The sequence below is a fragment of the Streptomyces laurentii genome (assembly GCF_040635425.1).
Classification (GTDB): Bacteria; Actinomycetota; Actinomycetes; order Streptomycetales; family Streptomycetaceae; genus Streptomyces; species Streptomyces laurentii.
This window is the reverse complement of sequence record NZ_JBEYHT010000061.1, coordinates 17,271-38,106: the sequence shown is the minus strand read 5'-3', so window position 1 is coordinate 38,106 and position 20,836 is coordinate 17,271. Positions and strand designations below refer to the sequence as shown.

Annotated in this window: 16 protein-coding genes and 2 tRNA genes; 15 read left to right on the top strand and 3 right to left on the bottom strand. The window is 71.6% G+C overall.

Going from position 1 to position 20,836, the window contains the following annotated elements:
- Window positions 1-280 precede the first annotated feature (280 nt).
- From ABZ693_RS29300 to ABZ693_RS29270, 7 genes are all read left to right on the top strand, one after another.
- Entirely contained in the window at window positions 281-1,315 is a 1,035-nt protein-coding gene (locus tag ABZ693_RS29300) for a peptidoglycan-binding protein (protein WP_359883364.1), read from the top strand.
- 252 nt (window positions 1,316-1,567) lie between these two features.
- Window positions 1,568-1,915 carry a hypothetical protein gene (locus ABZ693_RS29295; protein ID WP_359883361.1) on the top strand — a complete coding sequence of 116 codons (348 nt, stop codon included), beginning with the start codon at window positions 1,568-1,570 and terminating at the stop codon, window positions 1,913-1,915.
- Between the two features lie 532 nt (window positions 1,916-2,447).
- On the top strand, window positions 2,448-3,593 hold the full coding sequence (locus ABZ693_RS29290) for a PP2C family protein-serine/threonine phosphatase (protein ID WP_359883358.1): 1,146 nt from the start codon (window positions 2,448-2,450) through the stop codon (window positions 3,591-3,593).
- A gap of 126 nt (window positions 3,594-3,719) precedes the next feature.
- On the top strand, window positions 3,720-4,496 hold the full coding sequence (locus ABZ693_RS29285; protein ID WP_359883355.1) for an ABC transporter ATP-binding protein: 777 nt from the start codon (window positions 3,720-3,722) through the stop codon (window positions 4,494-4,496).
- Window positions 4,496-6,946 (top strand): ABC transporter permease, encoded by a 2,451-nt coding sequence (locus ABZ693_RS29280; RefSeq protein WP_359883352.1) that lies wholly within the window; start codon window positions 4,496-4,498, stop codon window positions 6,944-6,946. Before ABZ693_RS29285 ends, ABZ693_RS29280 begins: the two co-directional genes overlap by 1 nt.
- 10 nt (window positions 6,947-6,956) lie before the next feature.
- Window positions 6,957-7,451, top strand: coding sequence for an HD domain-containing protein (locus ABZ693_RS29275; RefSeq protein ID WP_359883349.1), 495 nt, complete (start codon window positions 6,957-6,959; stop codon window positions 7,449-7,451).
- 173 nt (window positions 7,452-7,624) lie between these two features.
- The gene (locus ABZ693_RS29270) at window positions 7,625-7,819 is read left to right on the top strand and encodes a hypothetical protein (protein WP_359883347.1); all 195 of its coding nucleotides are present in this window, start codon (window positions 7,625-7,627) and stop codon (window positions 7,817-7,819) included.
- Window positions 7,820-7,987: 168 nt separating this feature from the next.
- Here ABZ693_RS29270 and ABZ693_RS29265 read toward each other — a convergent pair.
- Window positions 7,988-8,058 (bottom strand) — tRNA-Gly (locus tag ABZ693_RS29265).
- Window positions 8,059-8,192: 134 nt separating this feature from the next.
- Here ABZ693_RS29265 and ABZ693_RS29260 point away from each other — a divergent pair.
- The 5 genes from ABZ693_RS29260 to clpX all read left to right on the top strand — a co-directional run bounded on the left by ABZ693_RS29260 (window position 8,193) and on the right by clpX (window position 12,857).
- Window positions 8,193-8,269, top strand: a tRNA-Pro gene (locus ABZ693_RS29260).
- Window positions 8,270-8,415: 146 nt separating this feature from the next.
- Window positions 8,416-9,795 (top strand): trigger factor, encoded by a 1,380-nt coding sequence (gene tig, locus ABZ693_RS29255; RefSeq protein WP_359883345.1) that lies wholly within the window; start codon window positions 8,416-8,418, stop codon window positions 9,793-9,795.
- A gap of 258 nt (window positions 9,796-10,053) precedes the next feature.
- Window positions 10,054-10,671, top strand: a complete 618-nt coding sequence (locus ABZ693_RS29250; protein WP_359883342.1) for an ATP-dependent Clp protease proteolytic subunit — start codon at window positions 10,054-10,056, stop codon at window positions 10,669-10,671.
- Between the two features lie 62 nt (window positions 10,672-10,733).
- Window positions 10,734-11,396: an ATP-dependent Clp protease proteolytic subunit gene (locus ABZ693_RS29245; protein WP_435842576.1), complete on the top strand. Its 663-nt coding sequence runs from the start codon at window positions 10,734-10,736 to the stop codon at window positions 11,394-11,396.
- A 177-nt stretch (window positions 11,397-11,573) separates the two neighbouring features.
- Entirely contained in the window at window positions 11,574-12,857 is a 1,284-nt protein-coding gene (gene clpX, locus ABZ693_RS29240) for an ATP-dependent Clp protease ATP-binding subunit ClpX (RefSeq protein ID WP_359883337.1), read from the top strand.
- A 91-nt stretch (window positions 12,858-12,948) separates the two neighbouring features.
- Here clpX and ABZ693_RS29235 read toward each other — a convergent pair whose 3' ends face one another.
- Window positions 12,949-13,974 (bottom strand): hypothetical protein, encoded by a 1,026-nt coding sequence (locus tag ABZ693_RS29235; protein WP_359883334.1) that lies wholly within the window; start codon window positions 13,972-13,974, stop codon window positions 12,949-12,951.
- Between the two features lie 303 nt (window positions 13,975-14,277).
- Here ABZ693_RS29235 and ABZ693_RS29230 point away from each other — a divergent pair, with 303 nt between their 5' ends.
- Together ABZ693_RS29230 and ABZ693_RS29225 are read left to right on the top strand one after the other, a co-directional pair.
- Entirely contained in the window at window positions 14,278-16,899 is a 2,622-nt protein-coding gene (locus ABZ693_RS29230; protein ID WP_359883332.1) for a valine--tRNA ligase, read from the top strand.
- 147 nt (window positions 16,900-17,046) lie between these two features.
- Complete coding sequence (locus tag ABZ693_RS29225) at window positions 17,047-18,174, top strand: sensor histidine kinase (protein WP_359883329.1); 1,128 nt, start codon at window positions 17,047-17,049, stop codon at window positions 18,172-18,174.
- 19 nt (window positions 18,175-18,193) lie between these two features.
- Here the strand turns inward: ABZ693_RS29225 and ABZ693_RS29220 are convergent, their stop codons facing one another.
- Window positions 18,194-19,216 (bottom strand): rod shape-determining protein, encoded by a 1,023-nt coding sequence (locus ABZ693_RS29220; protein WP_359883327.1) that lies wholly within the window; start codon window positions 19,214-19,216, stop codon window positions 18,194-18,196.
- 100 nt (window positions 19,217-19,316) lie between these two features.
- On the opposite strand from ABZ693_RS29220, the gene folC reads away from it, so the two are divergent.
- Window positions 19,317-20,831 carry a bifunctional tetrahydrofolate synthase/dihydrofolate synthase gene (gene folC, locus ABZ693_RS29215; RefSeq protein ID WP_359883324.1) on the top strand — a complete coding sequence of 505 codons (1,515 nt, stop codon included), beginning with the start codon at window positions 19,317-19,319 and terminating at the stop codon, window positions 20,829-20,831.
- Window positions 20,832-20,836 lie beyond the last annotated feature (5 nt).

The window sequence follows — 20,836 nt, the reverse complement described above, 5'->3', positions numbered from 1 at the left end:
CTCGTACGGGTGACAGCGGCGCGCTCCGGGGAGGCGGCCGGGCCGGGGCTTTCGCCTGGGCCAGGGCGGTTTCGGCATATGACCGGACTGCCGTACGCCATTCGGAGCCGCGCCAGGTACGCGGACAGCGTCGTTACGATCCGCTTTCGCCACGGCCCGATGCATCGATGCCTGCTCTGATGCGGGCATCTGACCTGCTGTTATGCCGCCATGACCGCCGCGAAGCGGACGGCGGTGCGACGGGCCCGGCGCCGGATGGGACGACGGGAGAGGCAGGCATATGACCCAGCGGTCCGAGGGCCAGACCCACGACCAGAGCCAGGGGCGCGAGCAGAGCGCGGGAGTACGGCTGGCGCGGCTGTTGCGCCGCTGGTGGGAGGAGTCCGGCGGTCCGTCCGGCGGCACCCGGCCGACCCAGCAGGCGCTCGCCGCCCGCCTCGGCGTCGACCAGACCACCCTCTCGCGCTACCTGAACCCCGGCCATCTCTCGACCGCGCCCCTCCGCGTGGTCGAGGCCCTGCACACCCACCTGCGCGCCCCGGCGGCGGAGATCGACGAGGCCCGCGCCCTGTGCGCGACCGCGCTCCGGGAGAACGGCCGGCAGCGCACCGCGGCCGCGGACCCCGCACCTCGGAAGGACGAGGCCACCCCCGCCCCCGCCCCCACGCCCGCCGTCACCGTCCGGTCCGCCTCCCCCTGGCTCCCGCCGGCGCTGGTCGGGTCGGCCGTGGTGATGGCGTTCACCGCCGGAATCGTCGCCCACGCGTGGTTCTCCGCCTCCCCGCGCGCGGACCCGGCCGGCGGCGCGGCCGGTGCCGTCGCCACCCGGATGACGGGGCACAAGTGGCCGGTGCTGATCATGCGGGAGGAGGACCAGTACACCCGGGCCCGCGTCCTCCAGTACCTGCTGCGCTCCTGGGGGTACAAGGTCCGGACCGACGGCTTCTTCCGGGAGGACACCCGGGACGCCGTCGTGGACTTCCAGAAGAAGAACGACCTGACCGCCGACGGCAAGGTGGGCGACCAGACCTGGCCGGAGCTGGTGAAGGAGGTCGGCCCCGGCTCCGGTCCGTTCGAGGTGCGGGCCCTGCAGGAACTCCTCAACAACGTGGACCAGGGCGCCACCCCGGTCACCGGCACGTTCACCACGACGACCGGCGCGGACCTGGGGTACTTCCAGCGCCTCCACGGCCTGCCGGAGACCCGCCGGGCGAACCAGGAGACCTGGCTGGCCCTGCTGGTGCGTCAGCTTCCGCCCGCCACGGCCCCGGACTACCAGCGGTCCATGAGCCCGCCGCCCGTCGCGGCCCGTTGACGGCCCGCGGCCCCTCGGTGCCGCATGAGGGCATGACCCCAGCTCAGGGCCATGCCGGCGGCGGTGCATCGATGCGCATGAACGGACGGTCCGCACCGGCTTTCCGGGCCCGTCGGCCGGGCCATGCTGGGAGGGCGGCCGGCTCCCCACGTCCCGCCCTCGCGGCGGGCTCTTTCCCCGGGGGCGTGTTCCGGTTCGCTTCTCCGTCCGTACATCCGTCACACCCGGCACATCCGCCCGAAGGGGGCACTCATGTCCGCTGTCCGCAAGACCCTCACGTCCGTCGTCTCGGCCGCACTCCTCGCCGGTGGTCTCCTCGTCGCCACCGCGGGCCCGGCGAGCGCCGGCGGCTGTGGGGACCGGCAGGATCCCAAGATCGACGGGGCCGTCGCCGGCTGGACCCTGACCTGCGGGAAGGGAGCGATGACGATGAAGGGCTGGGTCGAGGACACCCGCGCGGACGGCAAGTGCGCCGTGGTCCGGATCAGCTCCGGCAACGCCTACCAGGCCCCGAAGGCGTGCGGCTCCGGCACGCGGACGCCCTTCACGTACACGTTCAAGGGACAGACGACCGCCCAGGGACGGCTGGCTCTCGTCTGACCGTCCGACGGCGTACCCGGCCGCGGCAGCCCTCCGGGGCTCGCCGCGGCCGGTGGCGTGCCGGTGGCGCGTCGGCGGCGTATCCGGCCCCTCCGGCGAGCCGCGGCAGGTGTACGCCAACATCAATTGTTCGCATCCGCGAAGTCCCACTTCGGCCTGATGGCGCCGTGCGCGGGTCCCGCGACCCCGCCGCCGGACCCCGCGACCGGCGTCACCGGCCGTGACAGCCCCGTCGCACGGCCGTCACGGCGGGCCGGACCCGCCCGTCAGGGCGTGTCACCGGTGGTGCGAGGCGGTTCGGCTCCGGTCAATTCCCGCCAGGGCCCGGACACGTGGCACGGACCCGGAGCCCGCCGGAGCCGCGCCGCCCCACGCCGTACCAGCGCCCTCTTCCGGCTGGTGCCGCCGTATACGTGCACGTGTCATATGCCACCGGCGTCTCCGATCCACGATTCCGGCCATCCCATTTCGAATGCAATGTCAGCCGGGTCCCCCTGCACGAGCTCCGATCGGGTGGATAAGGTCCAGCTCAATGACACGTCGTGGAGCGATGCCCGTATACGCGGCCCGGTTGCGCAGGAGCGCCCGCCGGGTCCGCGTCGGCCTGCGCCGGTCCGGGGTCGACTACTTCCGCGGCGACGGCTCCGACCGGATCGCCCTCGCGGGCCTCCTCCTCACCATCCCCGCCATCGCCTGGGGCACGCTCCTCGCCCCGGTCTGGGTCTCGCCGGCCGCCCTCGTGCTGCCGATCGTGGCCGGCGGACTGATCCTGCGCCCCGCCAGCCTGCTCGGCCTGTACGCGACGGCCGCCGCCGCGCTCATCGTCGAGTCCGTCGTCCTCGGCCCCTATACACAAGGGCCGGCCCGGGTCACCCCGGGCATCGTCCTGATCGTCGCCGCCTGCGGGCTCACCGGCCTGCTCGTCGCGCAGTTCCGGGCCCGCGTCGGCGTGCCCTGGAGACGCGGCGGCACCATGCTCTTCGACCTGCGCGAACGCATCCGGGTCCAGAGCGCGCTGCCCCGCCTGCCCAGCGGCTGGCACCGCGAGATGGCGCTGCGCCCGGCCGGCGGCCAGTCCTTCTCCGGCGACTTCGTCGTCGCCGCCCGCACCCACGGCGGCCGCACCCTCGAAGTCGTCCTCACCGACGTCTCCGGCAAGGGCATGGACGCGGGCTCCCGCGCCCTGCTGCTCTCCGGCGCGTTCGGCGGCCTCGTCGGCTCGCTGCCCCCGCACGCCTTCCTGCCCGCCGCCAACGGCTATCTGCTGCGCCAGGACTGGGACGAGGGCTTCGCCACCTCCATCCACCTCGTCCTCGACCTGGACTCCGGCGACTACGAACTCTTCTCCGCCGGCCACCTGCCCGCCCTCCAGCTCCACGCGGGCCGCGGCAGCTGGGAGGAGAAGTCCGCGGACGGGCCGCTGCTCGGCGTCTACGACGGCGCCGAGTTCCACCCGGTCAAGGGCTCCCTGCGCCCCGGCGACGTCCTCATGCTCTTCACCGACGGCCTCGTCGAGAGCGCCGAACGCGACATCGCCGAAGGCATCGACCGGCTCACCGGCGAGGCCGACCGGCACGTCCCCGGCGGCTTCGAGGGCGCCGCCTGGCACCTCATCGAGGCCTGCGCCAAGGACGTCAACGACGACCGCGCACTCCTCCTCATCAGCCGCAAGGGCTGAACCACCACCGCGTACCCGGCCGGGGTGGGGATTTCCCCACCACCGTTCCACCGGCCTGCGTGATGGTCCCTGACCTGCCCTTATCCGTACGTTCGAGAGGACGAACACGAACGTACGGAGGAATGTATGGGCCCCGACACGGCAGCCGTCGAACTCATCGGAGTGCGACGCCAGTACGGCAAGGGCGACCGCGCCGTCCACGCCCTGCGCGGCATCGACCTCAGCCTCCCGCACGGCAGCTTCACCGCCGTCATGGGACCGTCCGGATCCGGCAAGTCGACCTTCCTCCAGTGCGCCGCCGGACTCGACCGCCCCACCGCCGGATCCATCCGGCTCGGCGGCACCGAGATCACCGGCCTCGGCGAGAACCGGCTCACCGAGCTGCGCCGAAGCCGCCTCGGCTTCGTCTTCCAGGCGTTCAACCTGCTGCCCTCGCTCACCGTCGAGCAGAACGTCCTGCTGCCGCTGCGGCTCGCCGGACACCGCCCCGACCGGCGGCGCGCCGCCGAGGTCCTCGGCCGGGTCGGCCTCGGTGACAAGGGCGCCCGCCGCCCCGGCGAGCTGTCCGGCGGCCAGCAGCAGCGGGTGGCCATCGCCCGGGCCCTGGTCACCCGGCCCGACGTGATCTTCGGCGACGAGCCGACCGGCGCCCTCGACACCACCACCGCCGCCGAGGTGCTGACCCTGCTGCGCGACGCCGTCGACCAGCTCGGCGCCACCGTCGTCATGGTCACCCACGACCCTGTCGCCGCCGGCTACGCCGACCGGGTGGTCTTCCTGGCGGACGGCCGGCTCGTGGCCACCCTCCCGCGCAGCACCCCCGCCGCCATCGGCGCCCGGATGACGCAGCTCGCCGCCCCCGCCGCCGGGCACGCCGGGCAGTACGCCGGGGCGGTCGCCTGATGCTCCGCGCCAACGGTCTCGCCCGCGCGGCGGTCCGCTTCAAGCCGTCGTCCTTCGTCGGCACCTTCGTCGCCCTGCTGCTCGCCGCCGCCGTCGTCTCCGGCTGCGGACTGCTGCTCCAGACCGGCCTGACCGCCTCCGTCCCGCCCACCCGCTACGCCGGCGCCCCCGTGGTCGTCGCCGCCGACCAGCAGGTGCACACCGTCGTCCACCGCGGCCCCGAGCCCGAGACCGAGTCCACCGCCGTGCCCGACCGGGCCCGCCTCGACGCCTCCCTGGTCCGTGCCGCCGCCGGCACCCCCGGCGCCGCCCGCGCCATCGGCGACGTCGGCTACCCGGTCCGGGCCGGCGCCGAGGACTCCGGCGTGCCGCTCGCCGCCACCGGCTGGGGCTCCACCGCCTTCACCGGTGTCCGTACGACCTCCGGCAGCGCCCCGGGCCCGGACGAGGCCGTCGTCGGCGCGGGCCTGGCCCGGACCGGAGAGCGCCTCACCCTCGACACCCCGGCCGGCCCGCGTACCTTCACCGTCTCGGGCACCACCGACACCCCCGGCGTCTGGTTCTCCGACGCCCAGGCGCTCGCCCTGTCCGGCCACCCCCGCACCGTGGACGCCATCGCCGTCCTGCCCGAGGCCGGCACCGACCCCGCCGCCCTCGCCGCCCGCCTCGGCGACGCCCTGCGCGGCAAGGCCCTGGTCCACACCGGCGACGACCGCAGCCTCGCCGAAGACGCCGGGCTGTCCGCCACCCGAGAGCTCCTCACCGGACTCGGCGGCTCCTTCGGCGGCACCGCCACCCTGGTCGCCGTCTTCACCGCCGCCGGCACCGTCGCCCTCTCCGTAGGCCAGCGCTCCCGCGAGTTCGCCCTGCTGCGGGCCATCGGCGCCACCCCGCGCCAGCTGCGCCGCTCGATCGCCACCGAGTCCCTGCTGCTCGCCCCGCTCGCCGGCGCCCTCGGCTGCCTGCCCGGCCTCGCCCTCGCCCACTGGTGGTTCGGAGAACTCCAGGAGAGGGGCGCGATCGCCGACGGCATCGGGCTCGACACCGGCCCGCTGCCGTTCCTCGCGGCCGTCGCCGCGGTCGTCCTCACCGCGCTGCTCGCCGGTCTGACCGCCGCCCGCCGACCCTCCCGCATCGCGCCCGGCAGCGCGCTCGCCGAGGCGCAGACCGAACGCTCCGGCGCCGGACGCGTCCGTACCGTGTTCGGCCTGGTGGCCGTGGCCGGCGGTCTGGCCCTCAGCGGGGTCGCCACCACCCAGTCCGGCATGGACGCCGCCAACGCGGCCCTCGGCGTCGTCATGCTGTTCATGCTGGCCGTCGCCCTGCTCGGCCCGTGGATCGCCCGGATCTGCGCCACCCTGCTCGGCCTGCCGCTGGGCCGCTCCGGTGCCTCCGGCCACCTCGCCGCCGCCAACTCCCGTACGAACGCCCGCCGGCTCGCCTCCGCCCTCACCCCCATCGTGCTCGCCCTGGCCTTCACCTCCACCCTGGTCTTCCTCCAGACCAGCACCGAGCGGGCCACGCGGCACCAGCAGCGCGACGGCGTCGTCGCCGACCACGTCGTCACCGCTCCGGCCGGACCGCTGCCCGATGGCACCGCCCGCCGCGCCGCCCGCGTCCCCGGCGTCACCGCCGCCGTGACCGTGCAGCGCACCGGCGTCCTCGTCCCCGACGACACCATGGGCTTCTTCCCCGTCGCCGCGCAGGGAGTCTCGGCCGACCCCACCCCGGTGCTCGACCTCGACGTCCGCACCGGCTCGCTCGCCGACCTCGGCCCCGGCACCGTCGCCCTCGACGCGAACCTCGCCGACACGGCCGGCGTCCGTACCGGCGAACGCTTCGCCCTGCGGCTGCCCGACGGCACCCGGGCCACTCCGCGGGTCGTCGCCACCTACGGCCGCGGCCTCGGCCTGTCCGAGGTCACCCTGCCCGCCGCCGACCTGGCCGGGCACGTCTCCAGCCCGTACGCCGACGAACTGCTGGTCCGCGGCGGCCGCGCCGCCGACCTCGCCGCCCTCGGGAAGGTCACCGTCACCGACGCCGCCGGCCGGGCCGCCGCGCGCGACCGGGACCGGGAGCTCAACGCCTGGGCCAACACCACGATGGCCGCCGTCCTCGGCGGATTCGCGGCCATCGCCGCCGCGAACACCCTGGTGATGACCGTCCTCGACCGCCGCCGCGAACTGCACACCCTCCGCCTCGTCGGCACCACCCGCCGCCAGGTGCTGCGCATGATCCGCTGGGAGTCCCTGCTCGTCACCCTCGCGGGCACCGCCCTGGGCAGCCTGATCGCCCTGGCCACACTCGTCCCCATGACCCGCGCCCTGACGGGGGAGGGGCCGTACATCCCGCCGCTCGTCTACGGCTCGTTCGCCGCCGCGATCGTCGCCCTCGGCCTCGCCGCGACCGCCCTCCCGGCCCGGGCGGCACTGCGCGCGCCCCGTCCGTAGCCTGGCCCGCATGACCACAGCCCCGGGCCCGGGCCCGTACCTCACCCTCGCCGAGACAGAAGCGCTCGCCGTCGCCGCGCACGCCGGACAGACCGACAAGGCGGGCCGGCCCTACGCGGAGCATCTGCGGGCCGTCGCCGAGGGGGTACGCGCGCGGGGCGGGAGTACGGAGCAGATCGCGGCCGGGTGGCTGCACGACTCCGTCGAGGACGACGCCCTGTCCGAGGCAGGGCTCGCGGCGGCCGCGCTGCCCGAGCCCGTCAAGGCGATGGTCCTGGCCCTCACCAAGCGGCCCGGCGAGGAACCGGAGGCGTACGCCCGGCGGATCCTCGCCACCCCGGGCGCCCTGCTCGTGAAGGAGGCCGACCTGGCGCACAACGCCGACCCGGCCCGCCTCGCCGTCCTCGACCCGGCGACCCGGGACCGGCTCACGGCCAAATACGCCCGGATGCGGGCCCTGTTGGGGCTCTGCGGGCCCTTGCGCACCGACGGGAACGTGACATGAATGGCGACGAGACAGGCGACATGAAATACGTCACGTTGGCCTGATTTCCCTCCCGACGATTCGTCACCCATCGGGTGTGGGCAGACAGTTGATGGCACGATGGATGCGACGGGGGGCCTGTGTGACGGGCGCTCCCGGCGGTAACGCGGGACCGACCGAAGGTGTGATCAGTAATGGCCGTTTCACTGTCCGTGGTGCTGCTGCTGGCGATCATCCTGGTGGTCCTGATCCGCGGCAAGAGCCTCAAACCGGGCCCTGCCCTCGTCGCCGTGCTCTTCGGCTTCTTCCTCGCCTTCACCGGCATGTCCGACGACATCCAGCGCTTCCTGAACTCGATATCGGCCTCGATCAGCGCCATCAAGTTCTGAGCGGCGGCGGGCCGGCGCCCGCGACGTGGAGAGGGAGGCCCGGGCCGCGGCGACGCGCACGGCCCGGCGCGTGACCCCGCACTCCGGCAACTCCGCGTCCCCGCACCCGTGTACGCGCATACGGCGAAGGCCCCGCGGACCATGTCCACGGGGCCTTCGGCCGATCAGAGCGGGCGACGGGAATCGAACCCGCGTAGCTAGTTTGGAAGACTAGGGCTCTACCATTGAGCTACGCCCGCAAGTACAACGGTGTGCCGCCGGCTGGGCCGCGGCACGGACGCCATCGTAGCGGGTTCCGGAGGGTCCCCGCACACGCCTCGAAAAGTGAGGACGTCGCACCGTTCTCGTCCATGTACCCTACGTGTCGCACCGACGGGGTGTGGCGCAGCTTGGTAGCGCGTCCGCTTTGGGAGCGGAAGGCCGTGGGTTCAAATCCCGCCACCCCGACCAGCCAAGATCACATTGTGGGGCGCCCGTCGCTTGCGGTTACTATGCAAGCTGCGTGCCCGTGTGTCTCTCTGGACCGGGCCGATCGGCCGGAACCACCTCGGTGGGACCGCCGGAAACCAGGAATCAGCCACCAAGGAGACCGAACCGTGAAGAGCGCCGTGGAGACCCTGAACCCGACCCGGGTTCGGCTCACTGTCGAGGTGCCCTTCGAGGAGCTCAAGGACAGCCTCGACGCGGCGTACAAGAAGATCAACCAGCAGGTCACGGTCAAGGGCTTCCGCAAGGGCAAGATCCCCGCGCGTGTCATCGACCAGCGGTTCGGCCGCGGCGCCGTGCTGGAGGAGGCCGTCAACGACGCGCTTCCGAAGTACTACACCGAGGCGGTCAACGAGGCCGAGGTGAACCCGCTCGGCCAGCCCGAGATCGACATCACGGAGCTGAAGGACGGCGAGCTGCTGGCCTTCACCGCCGAGGTCGACATCCGCCCGACCATCGAGATCCCGGACTACTCCGGCATCGAGGTCGAGGTCGACGCCATCGAGGTCACCGACGAGGACATCGAGAAGTCGGTCGAGCAGCTGCGCGACCGCTTCGCGTCCACCAACCCGGTCGAGCGCGCCGCGGTCGAGGGTGACGTCGTCACCATCGACCTCGAGGCGAAGGTCGACGGCGAGGTTCTGGCCGACGGTGTCGCCGACGGTGTCTCGTACACCATCGGCTCGGGCGAGCTGCTCGAAGGCATCGACGAGGCCGTGACCGGCCTGGAGGCCGGTGGCGAGGCCACCTTCACCTCGCAGCTGAAGGGCGGCTCCGCCGCGGGCAAGGACGCCGAGGTCACCGTCAAGGTCACCACCGTCGCCGCCCGTGAGCTGCCGGAGCTGGACGACGAGTTCGCGCAGATGGCGTCGGAGTTCGACACCCTCGACGAGCTCAAGGCCGACAGCCGCAAGCGCCTCGAGAACATGAAGCAGTTCGACCAGGCCACCCAGGCCCAGGAGCGCGTCCTGGAGAAGTTCCTGGAGCTGGCGGAGATCCCCGTCCCCGAGAAGCTGCTCGAGGAGGAGATCAACACCCGCAAGCACAACCTGGAGCACCACCAGCTCGGCCAGATGGGCCTCGACCTCGCGAAGTACCTGGAGTTCCAGGGCAAGACCGAGGAAGAGTTCGACGCCGAGACCAAGGAGCAGGCGGTCAAGGGCATCAAGACCCAGTTCCTGCTCGACGAGCTGGTCAACCAGGAGAAGCTGAACGTGGAGCAGGAGGAGCTCACCGAGCACCTCATGCGCCGCGCCGCCTCCTCCGGCATGTCCCCCGACCAGTTCGCCCAGGCCGTCGTCCAGGGCGGCCAGGTGCCGATGCTCGTCGGCGAGGTCGCCCGCGGCAAGGCCCTCGCGGTCGTCGTCGAGGCCGCCAAGGTCGTCGACACCAACGGCAACGTGGTCGACCTGTCCGACGAGGACGAGGACCAGGCCGCCGAGACCGTCGAGGCCGTCACCGGCGACGCCGAGGTCTCCGAGGACAAGTAAGGCTCCCCGGGCGGCCCGTCCGCCCGGCGAAGCCCGCTGAACCCGCGCCACGGGCCCGGACGCACTGTCGTGCGCCCGGGCCCGTGACGTACACCGGCCTTTCATGCGCGCGCCGCCTACCTTGCGCTCCGAGCGAACAGTTCGGGAACCGGGATGGCGCCCGCCTACCAGCGCGTTAGGGTCCATGAATACGGGGGCACTGCCCTCAGAACGAGACGCGAGACGGCACGGGGCCGTCGGAGACGAGCAGGTGGATACGTGACGAATCTGAAGCCTTACGCCGCGGGTGAGCCGTCCATCGGTGGTGGTCTCGGCGACCACGTCTACAACCGGCTTCTCGGCGAGCGGATCATCTTCCTCGGCCAGCAGGTCGACGACGAGATCGCGAACAAGATCACCGCGCAGATGCTCCTCCTGGCCGCCGACCCGGAGAAGGACATCTTCCTCTACATCAACAGCCCCGGTGGCTCGGTGACGGCCGGCATGGCGATCTACGACACCATGCAGTACATCCCCAACGACATCGTCACCATCGGCATGGGCATGGCGGCCTCGATGGGCCAGTTCCTGCTCACCGGCGGCTCCGCCGGCAAGCGCTTCGCGCTGCCGAACACCGACATCCTGATGCACCAGGGCTCCGCCGGCATCGGCGGCACCGCCTCGGACATCAAGATCCAGGCCGAGTACCTGCTCCGTACGAAGAAGCGCATGGCCGAGATCACCGCTCAGCACTCGGGCCAGACGGTCGAGGCGATCATCCGTGACGGTGACCGCGACCGCTGGTTCACCGCCGAGGAGGCCAAGGACTACGGCCTCATCGACGACATCATCACCCACGCCGCGGGTGTTCCGGGCGGCGGCGGCACGGGCGCCTGAGCCCGGGCGGCCCGTACCGAAGCCCCAGCCCACCGATCGCCCTCTGGATGGTGAACAGCCCCATGACCCCGAACTTCTCCGCGAGCGGCCTCTACACCGGCCCGCAGGTGGACAACCGTTACGTCGTCCCGCGCTTCGTCGAGCGCACCTCGCAGGGTGTGCGCGAGTACGACCCGTACGCGAAGCTCTTCGAGGAGCGCGTGATCTTCCTCGGCGTGCAGATCGACGACGCCTCCGCCAACGACGTCATGGCGCAGCTGCTGTGCCTGGAGTCGATGGACCCGGACCGGGACATCTCGATCTACATCAACAGCCCCGGTGGCTCGTTCACCGCGCTGACCGCCATCTACGACACGATGCAGTTCGTCAAGCCGGACATCCAGACGGTCTGCATGGGCCAGGCGGCCTCCGCCGCGGCCGTGCTGCTCGCCGCCGGCACCCCCGGCAAGCGGATGGCCCTGCCGAACGCCCGTGTCCTGATCCACCAGCCCTCCGGTGGCACCGGCCGCGAGCAGCTCTCCGACCTGGAGATCGCGGCCAACGAGATCCTGCGGATGCGCAGCCAGCTCGAGGAGATGCTGGCCAAGCACTCCTCGACGCCGATCGAGAAGATCCGCGACGACATCGAGCGCGACAAGATCCTGACCGCCGAGGACGCCCTCGCGTACGGTCTGATCGACCAGATCGTCTCGACCCGCAAGAGCACGGCCGCCGCGGCAGTCTGACGCCCGACCTTCCCTTGACGCGGTGAACGGGGGCATTCCGGAACACGGCATGGCCGGATTCCGCCCCTGTCAACCGCGTCAAGGGGGGCCCGGGTGAAGGGCCCGGCAAGGTACCGTCGAATATGAGGCACCAGGAGTCGCTGAACCAAGCGCTCCCAGGCGAAGGGGAAGCACCTCGTGGCACGCATCGGTGATGGCGGCGATCTGCTCAAGTGCTCGTTCTGCGGTAAGAGCCAGAAGCAGGTGAAGAAGCTCATCGCGGGGCCCGGTGTGTACATCTGCGACGAGTGCATCGACCTCTGCAACGAGATCATCGAGGAAGAACTCGCGGAGACGAGCGAGGTGCGCTGGGAGGAACTCCCCAAGCCCCGCGAGATCTACGAGTTCCTCGAGGGGTACGTCGTCGGGCAGGAGCCCGCGAAGAAGGCCCTCTCGGTCGCGGTCTACAACCACTACAAGCGCGTCCAGGCCGGCGAGAACGGCGGCGCGCAGGGCCGGGACGACGCCATCGAGCTGGCGAAGTCCAACATCCTGCTGCTCGGCCCGACCGGCTCCGGCAAGACGCTGCTCGCGCAGACCCTGGCCCGGATGCTCAACGTGCCGTTCGCCATCGCCGACGCCACCGCGCTGACGGAGGCGGGCTATGTCGGCGAGGACGTCGAGAACATCCTGCTGAAGCTGATCCAGGCCGCCGACTACGACGTCAAGAAGGCCGAGACCGGCATCATCTACATCGACGAGATCGACAAGGTCGCCCGGAAGAGCGAAAACCCGTCGATCACGCGTGACGTCTCCGGCGAGGGCGTGCAGCAGGCCCTGCTCAAGATCCTGGAGGGCACCACCGCCTCCGTGCCGCCGCAGGGCGGACGGAAGCACCCGCACCAGGAGTTCATCCAGATCGACACGACGAACGTGCTGTTCATCGTGGGCGGAGCCTTCGCGGGCCTGGACAAGATCATCGAGTCGCGGGCCGGCGCCAAGGGCATCGGCTTCGGCGCGACCATCCGCTCCAAGCGCGAGATCGAGTCCAGCGAGGTGTTCCAGGAGGTCATGCCGGAGGACCTGGTGAAGTTCGGGATGATCCCCGAGTTCATCGGCCGCCTGCCCGTCATCACCTCGGTGCACAACCTGGACCGCGAGGCCCTGCTGAAGATCCTCGTCGAGCCGCGCAACGCGCTGGTGAAGCAGTACCAGCGGCTCTTCGAACTCGACGGTGTCGAGCTGGACTTCGACCGCCCCGCCCTGGAGGCCATCGCCGACCAGGCGATCCTGCGCGGCACCGGCGCGCGCGGCCTGCGCGCCATCATGGAGGAGGTCCTCCAGTCGGTGATGTACGAGGTCCCGTCCCGCAAGGACGTGGCCCGCGTGGTCATCACGGCCGACGTGGTCCGCGACAACGTCAACCCGACGCTGGTCCCGCGGATCGTCAAGAACGACGGACGGCACGAGAAGAGCGCGTGATTCCCGTGTGACTCCCGCGGTACGACACGAGGAAGGGGCGCCCCCGCCGGGGCGCCCCTTCCTCGTCGTCAGGTCAGGACCGGCTCACGCCTCAGGCCTTGACGCGGACTTCCTTGCGCAGCTTGGCGGTGAGGGAGGCCGCGTCCTCGGGGGAGCCGCCCTTGCCGGTGAGCACGGAGCCCATGTCGAGCGGGACGACGATGCCCAGGGTGCTGTGGTCGGCCCACACACAGAAGTTGATGGTGAACGCCGGGGTGCCCGCGGTGGGGTCGGCCTTCGTCTTCGACTGCTGGCACTTGAGGACGGCGTCGCCGAGCTCGGGCGGGTTGTACGCGGTCGGCTCGCCCTGGAGCTCGCCCGTGCCGTCCTCGCTCTTGCCCTCCTTCGACTTCGTCTTGACGAAGGCGAAGATGGAGTCGACGACCTTCTCCGGGTCGTCGATCTCGCCGTAGAGGCCGTTGAAGCTGAGCATCTTCCCGGCCAGCGGGTTGGCCTCGTTCTTCACCTCGTAGTCGGCCTGGACCTCCTTGGCGTTGCGGACGCCCTCCTTCTCCGCGGCCTTCAGCGACTCCTTGTCCTCCGGCGACGAGTTGCTCTTGGTGGACTTCTTGTACTCGCCGAGCACGGTGGCCGGGGTGATCAGCTTGTGCGCGCCGTCGTCCGCGACATTGGAGCCGCCCCCGCCGCCGATCAGGAAGTACGCGCCCACGGCGAGCGCCACCACGCCGGCCGCCACGGCGATGACCACGCCCGCCTTGCTCTTCTTCGGGGCGGCCGGCGGCATGCCGTCGTAGCCGCCGGGGCCCTGCGGGGCGCCGTACGGGGGCTGCTGCGGCGCCCCGTAGGGGTTGGGCTGCTGCGGCGGCGCGGGCTGCCCGTACGGGTTCGGCTGCTGCGGCTGGCCGTACGGACCGGGCTGGGCCGGCTGGCCGTAGGGGCCGGGCTGCTGCGGCGGAACGCCCTGGGGGGCCTGGGGCGCCTGCGGGGGGTAGCCGTAACCCGGCTGCGGGGCCTGCTGCGGCTGCCCGTACGGGTTCGGCTGGCCCCCGTAAGGCCCGGGCTGCTGCCCGTACGGGTTCGGCTGGCCGCCGTACGGGCCTGGCTGGTTGTTGCTCATGGACGGGTTCCCCTCACAGAATGCTTATGGCTGCCGAACATCCTCTCGGAAGTCGGCGGGGACAGGGGAAGTGGGGGCCACACCGTTACCGAAGAATCGCGTTTCAGCACCAGGGTCTGTCCGGCGGACCATGGCCGGGGCCGTGACGCCTGGCACGGCACCTGGCTGCGTTGCCGAAATGCCCGAATAGCTCCGCTATTAAGGCACTCCGGCGCCTTGCCATGCACCGCACCAGACGCCCCGGCCTATCCGACCCTGATCCGCCGGACAGACCCTGGCCGGTGACACCTTTAAACTGGCCCGGTGACCGATAACACTCAGCAGCACACCGCAGCCACCCCCGAACTCCCGACCACGTACGCGCCGGCCGAGGTAGAGGGGGCGCTGTACGAGCGCTGGGTAGACCGCGGCTACTTCACGGCCGACGCGAAGAGTGACAAGCCGCCCTTCACCATCGTCATCCCGCCGCCGAACGTCACCGGTGCCCTGCACCTGGGCCACGCCTTCCAGGTGACGCTGATGGACGCCCTCACCCGCCGCAAGCGCATGCAGGGCTTCGAGACCCTCTGGCTGCCGGGCATGGACCACGCCGGCATCGCCACCCAGAACAAGGTCGAGCAGCAGCTCGCCGAGGAGGGCAAGTCCCGCCACGACCTGGGCCGCGAGGAGTTCGTCGAGCGCGTCTGGCAGTGGAAGGAGGAGTACGGCGGCCGGATCCTCGGCCAGCTGCGCCGCCTGGGTGCCGGTCTCGACTGGTCGCGCGAGCGCTTCACCATGGACGAGGGCCTCTCCAAGGCCGTTCAGAAGATCTTCAAGGACCTGTACGAGGACGGTCTGATCTACCGCGCCGAGCGCATCATCAACTGGTGCCCGCGCTGCCTCACCGCGATCTCCGACATCGAGGTCGAGTACCAGGACGACGCCGGTGAGCTGGTCTCCATCCGCTACGGCGAGGGCGACGACTCCCTGGTCGTCGCGACGACCAGGGCCGAGACGATGCTCGGCGACACCGCCGTCGCGGTCCACCCGGACGACGAGCGCTACCGCCACCTGGTCGGCAAGCAGATCAAGCTGCCGCTGACCGACCGCACCATCCCGGTCGTCGCGGACACCCACGTCGACCCGGAGTTCGGCACCGGCGCCGTCAAGGTGACCCCGGCGCACGACCCGAACGACTTCGCCATCGGCCAGCGTCACGACCTGCCCTCGCTCACCGTCATGGACGAGCACGGCATCATCACGGTCCACGGTCCCTTCCTCGGCCTGGACCGCTTCGAGGCCCGCTCGGCGATCGTCGGCGCGCTCAAGGAGCAGGGCCGGATCGTCGCCGAGAAGCGCCCGTACATGCACTCCGTCGGCCACTGCTCGCGTTGCAAGACCACGGTCGAGCCGCGCCTGTCGATGCAGTGGTGGGTCAAGGTCGGCCCGCTGGCGCAGGCCGCCGGCGACGCCGTCCGCGACGGCTCCGTCGAGATCCACCCGAAGGAGCTCTCCAAGCGCTACTTCGACTGGGTCGACAACATGCACGACTGGTGCATCTCGCGCCAGCTGTGGTGGGGTCACCGGATCCCGATCTGGTACGGCCCCGACGGCGAGGTCGTCTGCGTCGGACCCGACGACGAGATCCCGACGGGCGAGGGCTGGACGCAGGACCCCGACGTCCTGGACACCTGGTTCTCCTCCGGCCTGTGGCCGTTCTCCACGCTCGGCTGGCCGGAGAAGACCCCGGACCTCGCGAAGTTCTACTCCACCGACGTCCTGCTGACCGGCCACGACATCATCTTCTTCTGGGTCGCCCGGATGATGATGTTCGGCCTGTACGCGATGGACGGCGAGGTGCCGTTCAAGACCGTCGCCCTGACCGGCCTGGTCCGCGACGAGTTCGGCAAGAAGATGTCGAAGTCCAACCCGAACGCGGTCGACCCGCTGGACTGGATGGACGCGTACGGCTCCGACGCCGTCCGCTTCACCCTGGCCAAGGGCGCGAACCCGGGCGCGGACGTCCCGATCGGCGAGGACTGGGTCCAGGCGTCCCGTAACTTCGCGAACAAGATCTGGAACGCGACCCGCTTCGCGATGATGAACGGCGCCACGATCGAGGGCCCGCTGCCGGACGCCTCCGAGATGTCCGCCACGGACCGCTGGATCCTGTCCCGGCTGGGCGAGACGGTCGCGCAGGTCGACGCGTACTACGAGGACTACCAGTTCGCCAAGCTCAGCGAGGCGCTCTACCACTTCGCGTGGGACGAGGTCTTCGCCTGGTACGTCGAGCTGTCGAAGACCACGTTCTTCGCGGGCGGTGAGCAGGCCAAGGTCTCCGGCCGCGTCCTCGGCGAGGTCCTGGACGTCATGCTGCGCCTGCTGCACCCGATCGTCCCGTTCGTCACCGAGACGCTGTGGACCACCCTCACGGGCGGCGAGTCGCTGGTCATCGCCGACTGGCCGAAGGACTCGGGCTTCCGCGACAAGGCCGCCGAGGAGGAGATCGAGCTGGTCCAGCGGCTCGTCACCGAGGTCCGCCGGTTCCGCAAGGAGCAGGGCCTCCAGGACGGCCAGAAGGTCCCGGCCCGCCTGGAGCTGACCGGCACCGCGCTCGCCCCGCACGAGGCCGCCATCCGCCAGCTGCTGCGCCTCCAGCCGGAGGGCGAGGGCTTCGCCGCCACCGCCTCCCTGCCGGTCGCCGGCGCGACGGTCGCGCTCGACCTGTCCGGCACCATCGACGTGGCCGCCGAGCGCAAGCGCCTCGCGAAGGACCTCGCCGCCGCCGAGAAGGAGAAGGCGCAGGCCGAGGGCAAGCTGGGCAACGAGGCGTTCCTCGGCAAGGCCCCGGACAACGTCGTGGACAAGATCCGCACCCGCCTCGCCAAGGCGGAGGAGGACATCGCCCGCATCCAGACGCAGCTGGAGCGGCTGCCGCAGGCGTAACCCGTAAGGAAAGGGCCCCACCGCACGCGGTGGGGCCCTTTCTCATTGAGAAGCTTTCGTAGCGATCCGGGCGAAGTGCCCGATCTCACACCGATCGGGACTTCAGGGCCACGGTTTCGGGACCTTCGACCCGGGATGATGGGGGACATGCTCCCCTCGCCCGCCCCTGTCACGCTGCGCCGCTGTGTGGACCGGTGGGCCGTGTCGCCGCCCGCCATGGACGCCGTCGCCGCGCTCTTCGCCTTCGGCCTGATGGTCCTGGACGTCCCGGGCCTCGCCCGCGAGGACAACTCGCTCTCCGGTCCCACCGCGGCCCTGGCGCTCGCGGGCGGCGCGGCGACGCTGCTGCTGCGCCGCAGGGCGCCGTGGGTGCCGTTCGTGGTGGCGCTGGGCATGATGGGCTGGCTGCACGAGCTGACGATGATCCAGTTCGCGCTCTACTCCCTCGGCCGCTTCCGGGGCCGCCGGGCCGCCGCGCTGGCCACCGCCCTGTACACGGCGACCGCGTACGCGTACTTCAACCTGCCCGGCTGGCCGGACCGGCACGGCGACACCCTCAGCGACTTCCTCAGCCTGGTCGTCCCCATCGGCGTCCTCGCGGCGGGCGTCGGCATCGCCGCCTACCGCCACGACCTGGTCGCCGCCCTGGAGGTCCAGCACCGCGAGGCCGCCGTCCGGCAGGCCGTCCAGGAGGAACGCATCCAGGTCGGCCGCGATGTCCACGACCTGGTGGGCCGCGAGCTGACGCTGCTGGCCGTACGCGCCGAGGTGCTGTCCGTACGGGCCAGGGGAGAGGCGCACCAGCAGGACTTCGAGGAACTGGCCGACACCGCGCGCCGGGCCCACCGGATGCTCAACGAGACCATCGTCCGCCGCACCGACGGCGCCCCCGGCCTCGACGGCCTCGCGGCGCTCGCCGAGGAGAGCGAGCGGATGGGCAGCCCGGTCCACCTGGACGTCGCCCAGGAGGCGAAGGCCGTCTCGCCGCTCCGCCAGACGGCGGTCCACCGGGTGGTCCGCGAATGCCTCACGAACGCGACGAAGCACGCCCCGGGCCTGCCGGTCACGGTCACCATCACGGTCGACGACGCGGACCTCCGCATCGAGGTCCGCAACCCCCTCGCGACGACCCCGCCGGCCCACGCCCCGGTCTCCACGGGCACGGGCCTGGTCTCCATGGCGGAACGCGTCACCACCATGGGCGGCACCCTCGAAGCCACCCGCGCCCGCGGCGCCTACGTGGTGACGGCCACGCTCCCGGCAGGCATCCGCTAGCCGACCCGCCCGGCACCCCTCACCGGACCACCTCCGCCTTCCCCAGCACCCGCTCCAGCGCGTCGAAGTCCTCGACGCACGCCCCCGCCCCCAGCCCCACGCAGTCCAGCGGCGCCTCCGCCACGAACACCGGAATCCCCGTCGCCGACGCCAGCCGCAGGTCGAGGCCCGGCAGCAGCGCCCCGCCTCCGGTGAGCACGATCCCGTGTTCCATGACGTCCCCGGACAGTTCGGGCGGGCAGTCCTCAAGGGTGGCCCGTACGGCCGCGATGATCGCCTCCACCGGCTCGTCGAGGGCCCGGCGGATCTCGGGCACGGTCAGGTCGACGGTCTTCGGCAGCCCGCTGATCTTCTCCCGGCCCCGTACGGGCACGGTCCGCGCCTCGAACTCCTCCTCACCGGGCAGGGGCCACGCCGAGCCGATCGCGATCTTGACGTCCTCGGCGGAGCGTTCGCCGATGTACAGGGCGTGTTCCTTGCGGACCCAGTCGCCGATGGCGGCGTCGAGGCGGTCGCCGCCGACGCGCAGGGACTGGGCGGTGACGATGCCGCCGAGGGAGATGACGGCGACTTCGGTGGTGCCGCCGCCGATGTCGACGACCATGGAGCCGCGCGGGTCGGCCACGGGCAGCCCGGCTCCGATGGCGGCGGCCATGGGTTCCTCGATGAGGTGGACGGCCCGGGCGCCGGCGGCGCGCGAGGCGTGGACGATGGCGCGCCGTTCGACGGGGGTGACGCCGCTGGGGACGCAGACGACCATGCGGATGCGCGGCATCCGGCGTCCGGGGACGGCCTTGCGGACGAAGTGCCGGATCATCTGTTCCGCGGCTTCGTAGTCGCTGATGACGCCGTCCTTGAGGGGCCGGATCGCGCTGATGGAGCCGGGGGTGCGGCCGATGGTCCGCTTGGCCTCGGTGCCGACCGCGAGCGCCGCCCCGGTGCCCATGTCGACGGCCACGACGGACGGTTCGTTGAGGACGATGCCGCGGCCGCGGGCGTAGAGGAGGGTGTTGGCGGTGCCGAGATCGATGCCTATGTCCATGATCACCAATTTTGCCGCCCGGCCGCGGCGGACCGTCGGGCGAAGGTCCCGAAAGGGGTGGGTCCATGGTCCTGTCACCGGCGCTCCGTAGACTGGACGCGTGAGTGACTCGAGCGACCCGCGCGACCAGGGCGACGACGACCAGTTCGACGGCATCGTCGACGAAGCGACCGACCGTGACCCCGACCTGGCGGTGATCGAGGCCGGCAGCCGCACGCTGCGCGCGATGACCGGCCCGCCGCAGGGCGACCCGGTGCCGTCCCGGCCCGAGGACCCCGAGGTCGACCGGGCATTGCGGGAGGTCGAGAACGAGCTGGCGACCCGCTGGGGCGAGACGAAGCTGGAGCCGTCGGTCAAGCGGATCGCGGCCCTGATGGACGTGCTGGGCGAGCCGCAGCGCGCGTACCCGTCGATCCACATCACGGGCACCAACGGCAAGACGTCCACGGCCCGCATGATCGAGTCGCTCCTCGGCGCCTTCGACCTGCGCACCGGCCGCTACACGTCGCCGCACGTGCAGACCATCACGGAGCGGATCAGCCTGGACGGCGCCCCGATCGACCCGGAGCGGTTCATCGAGACGTACCAGGACGTCAAGCCGTACGTGGAGATGGTCGACGCCCGCGAGGAGTACCGGCTGTCGTTCTTCGAGGTCCTCACCGGCATGGCGTACGCGGCGTTCGCGGACGCCCCGGTGGACGTGGCCGTCGTCGAGGTCGGCATGGGCGGCACCTGGGACGCGACGAACGTGATCGACGCGTCGGTCGCCGTGGTCACCCCCATCGACCTGGACCACACGGACCGGCTCGGTTCGACGACGGGCGAGATCGCGGGCGAGAAGTCCGGTGTCATCAAGCAGGACGCCACGGTGATCCTCGCCCAGCAGCCGGTCGACGCCGCGCAGGTGCTCCTGAAGAAGGCCGTCGAGGCGGACGCCACCGTGGCCCGCGAGGGCATGGAGTTCGGCGTCACCGCGCGCGAGGTCGCGGTCGGCGGCCAGCAGCTGACCCTGCGGGGTCTGGGCGGCGAGTACGAGGGTGTCTTCCTGCCGCTGTACGGCGCGCACCAGGCGCACAACGCGGCGGTGGCGCTGGCGGCCGTCGAGGCGTTCTTCGGCATCGGCGCGCAGCACGCCCGCGCCCTGGACATCGACACGGTCCGCCGCGCGTTCGCCCAGGTGGCGTCGCCGGGCCGGCTGGAGGTCGTCCGCTCGTCGCCGACGGTCGTCCTGGACGCGGCGCACAACCCGCACGGCGCCCGCGCGACGGCCGAGGCCGTCACCGAGTCCTTCGGCTTCTCCCGGCTCATCGGCGTGGTCTCCACGAGCGCCGACAAGGACGCCCGCGGTCTCCTGGAGGCCTTCGAGCCGATCTTCGCGGAGATCGTGATCACCTCGAACTCCAACCCGCGCGCCACCGACCCGGACGCGCTCGCCGCGCTCGCGGTCGAGATCTTCGGCGAGGACCGGGTGGTGGTCGAGCCGCGCCTGGACGACGCCATCGAGGCCGCGATCACGCTCGCCGAGGAAGAGGGCGAGTACGCGGGCGGCGGCGTCCTCGTCACCGGTTCGATCTTCACGGTCGGCGACGCCCGGCTGCTGCTCAAGAGGGGCTGAATCCT

Bases quoted from the DNA above. Each gene is read 5' to 3' on its own strand.
- ABZ693_RS29280 (WP_359883352.1), top strand. From the start codon at position 4,496: ATGCTCCGCGCCAACGGTCTCGCCCGCGCGGCGGTCCGCTTCAAGCCG.
- ABZ693_RS29295 (WP_359883361.1), top strand. From the start codon at position 1,568: ATGTCCGCTGTCCGCAAGACCCTCACGTCCGTCGTCTCGGCCGCACTC.
- ABZ693_RS29235 (WP_359883334.1), bottom strand. From the start codon at position 13,974: ATGAGCAACAACCAGCCAGGCCCGTACGGCGGCCAGCCGAACCCGTAC.
- ABZ693_RS29245 (WP_435842576.1), top strand. From the start codon at position 10,734: ATGACCCCGAACTTCTCCGCGAGCGGCCTCTACACCGGCCCGCAGGTG.
- ABZ693_RS29300 (WP_359883364.1), top strand. From the start codon at position 281: ATGACCCAGCGGTCCGAGGGCCAGACCCACGACCAGAGCCAGGGGCGC.
- ABZ693_RS29225 (WP_359883329.1), top strand. From the start codon at position 17,047: ATGCTCCCCTCGCCCGCCCCTGTCACGCTGCGCCGCTGTGTGGACCGG.
- ABZ693_RS29275 (WP_359883349.1), top strand. From the start codon at position 6,957: ATGACCACAGCCCCGGGCCCGGGCCCGTACCTCACCCTCGCCGAGACA.
- ABZ693_RS29290 (WP_359883358.1), top strand. From the start codon at position 2,448: ATGACACGTCGTGGAGCGATGCCCGTATACGCGGCCCGGTTGCGCAGG.
- ABZ693_RS29220 (WP_359883327.1), bottom strand. From the start codon at position 19,216: ATGGACATAGGCATCGATCTCGGCACCGCCAACACCCTCCTCTACGCC.
- ABZ693_RS29285 (WP_359883355.1), top strand. From the start codon at position 3,720: ATGGGCCCCGACACGGCAGCCGTCGAACTCATCGGAGTGCGACGCCAG.
- ABZ693_RS29270 (WP_359883347.1), top strand. From the start codon at position 7,625: ATGGCCGTTTCACTGTCCGTGGTGCTGCTGCTGGCGATCATCCTGGTG.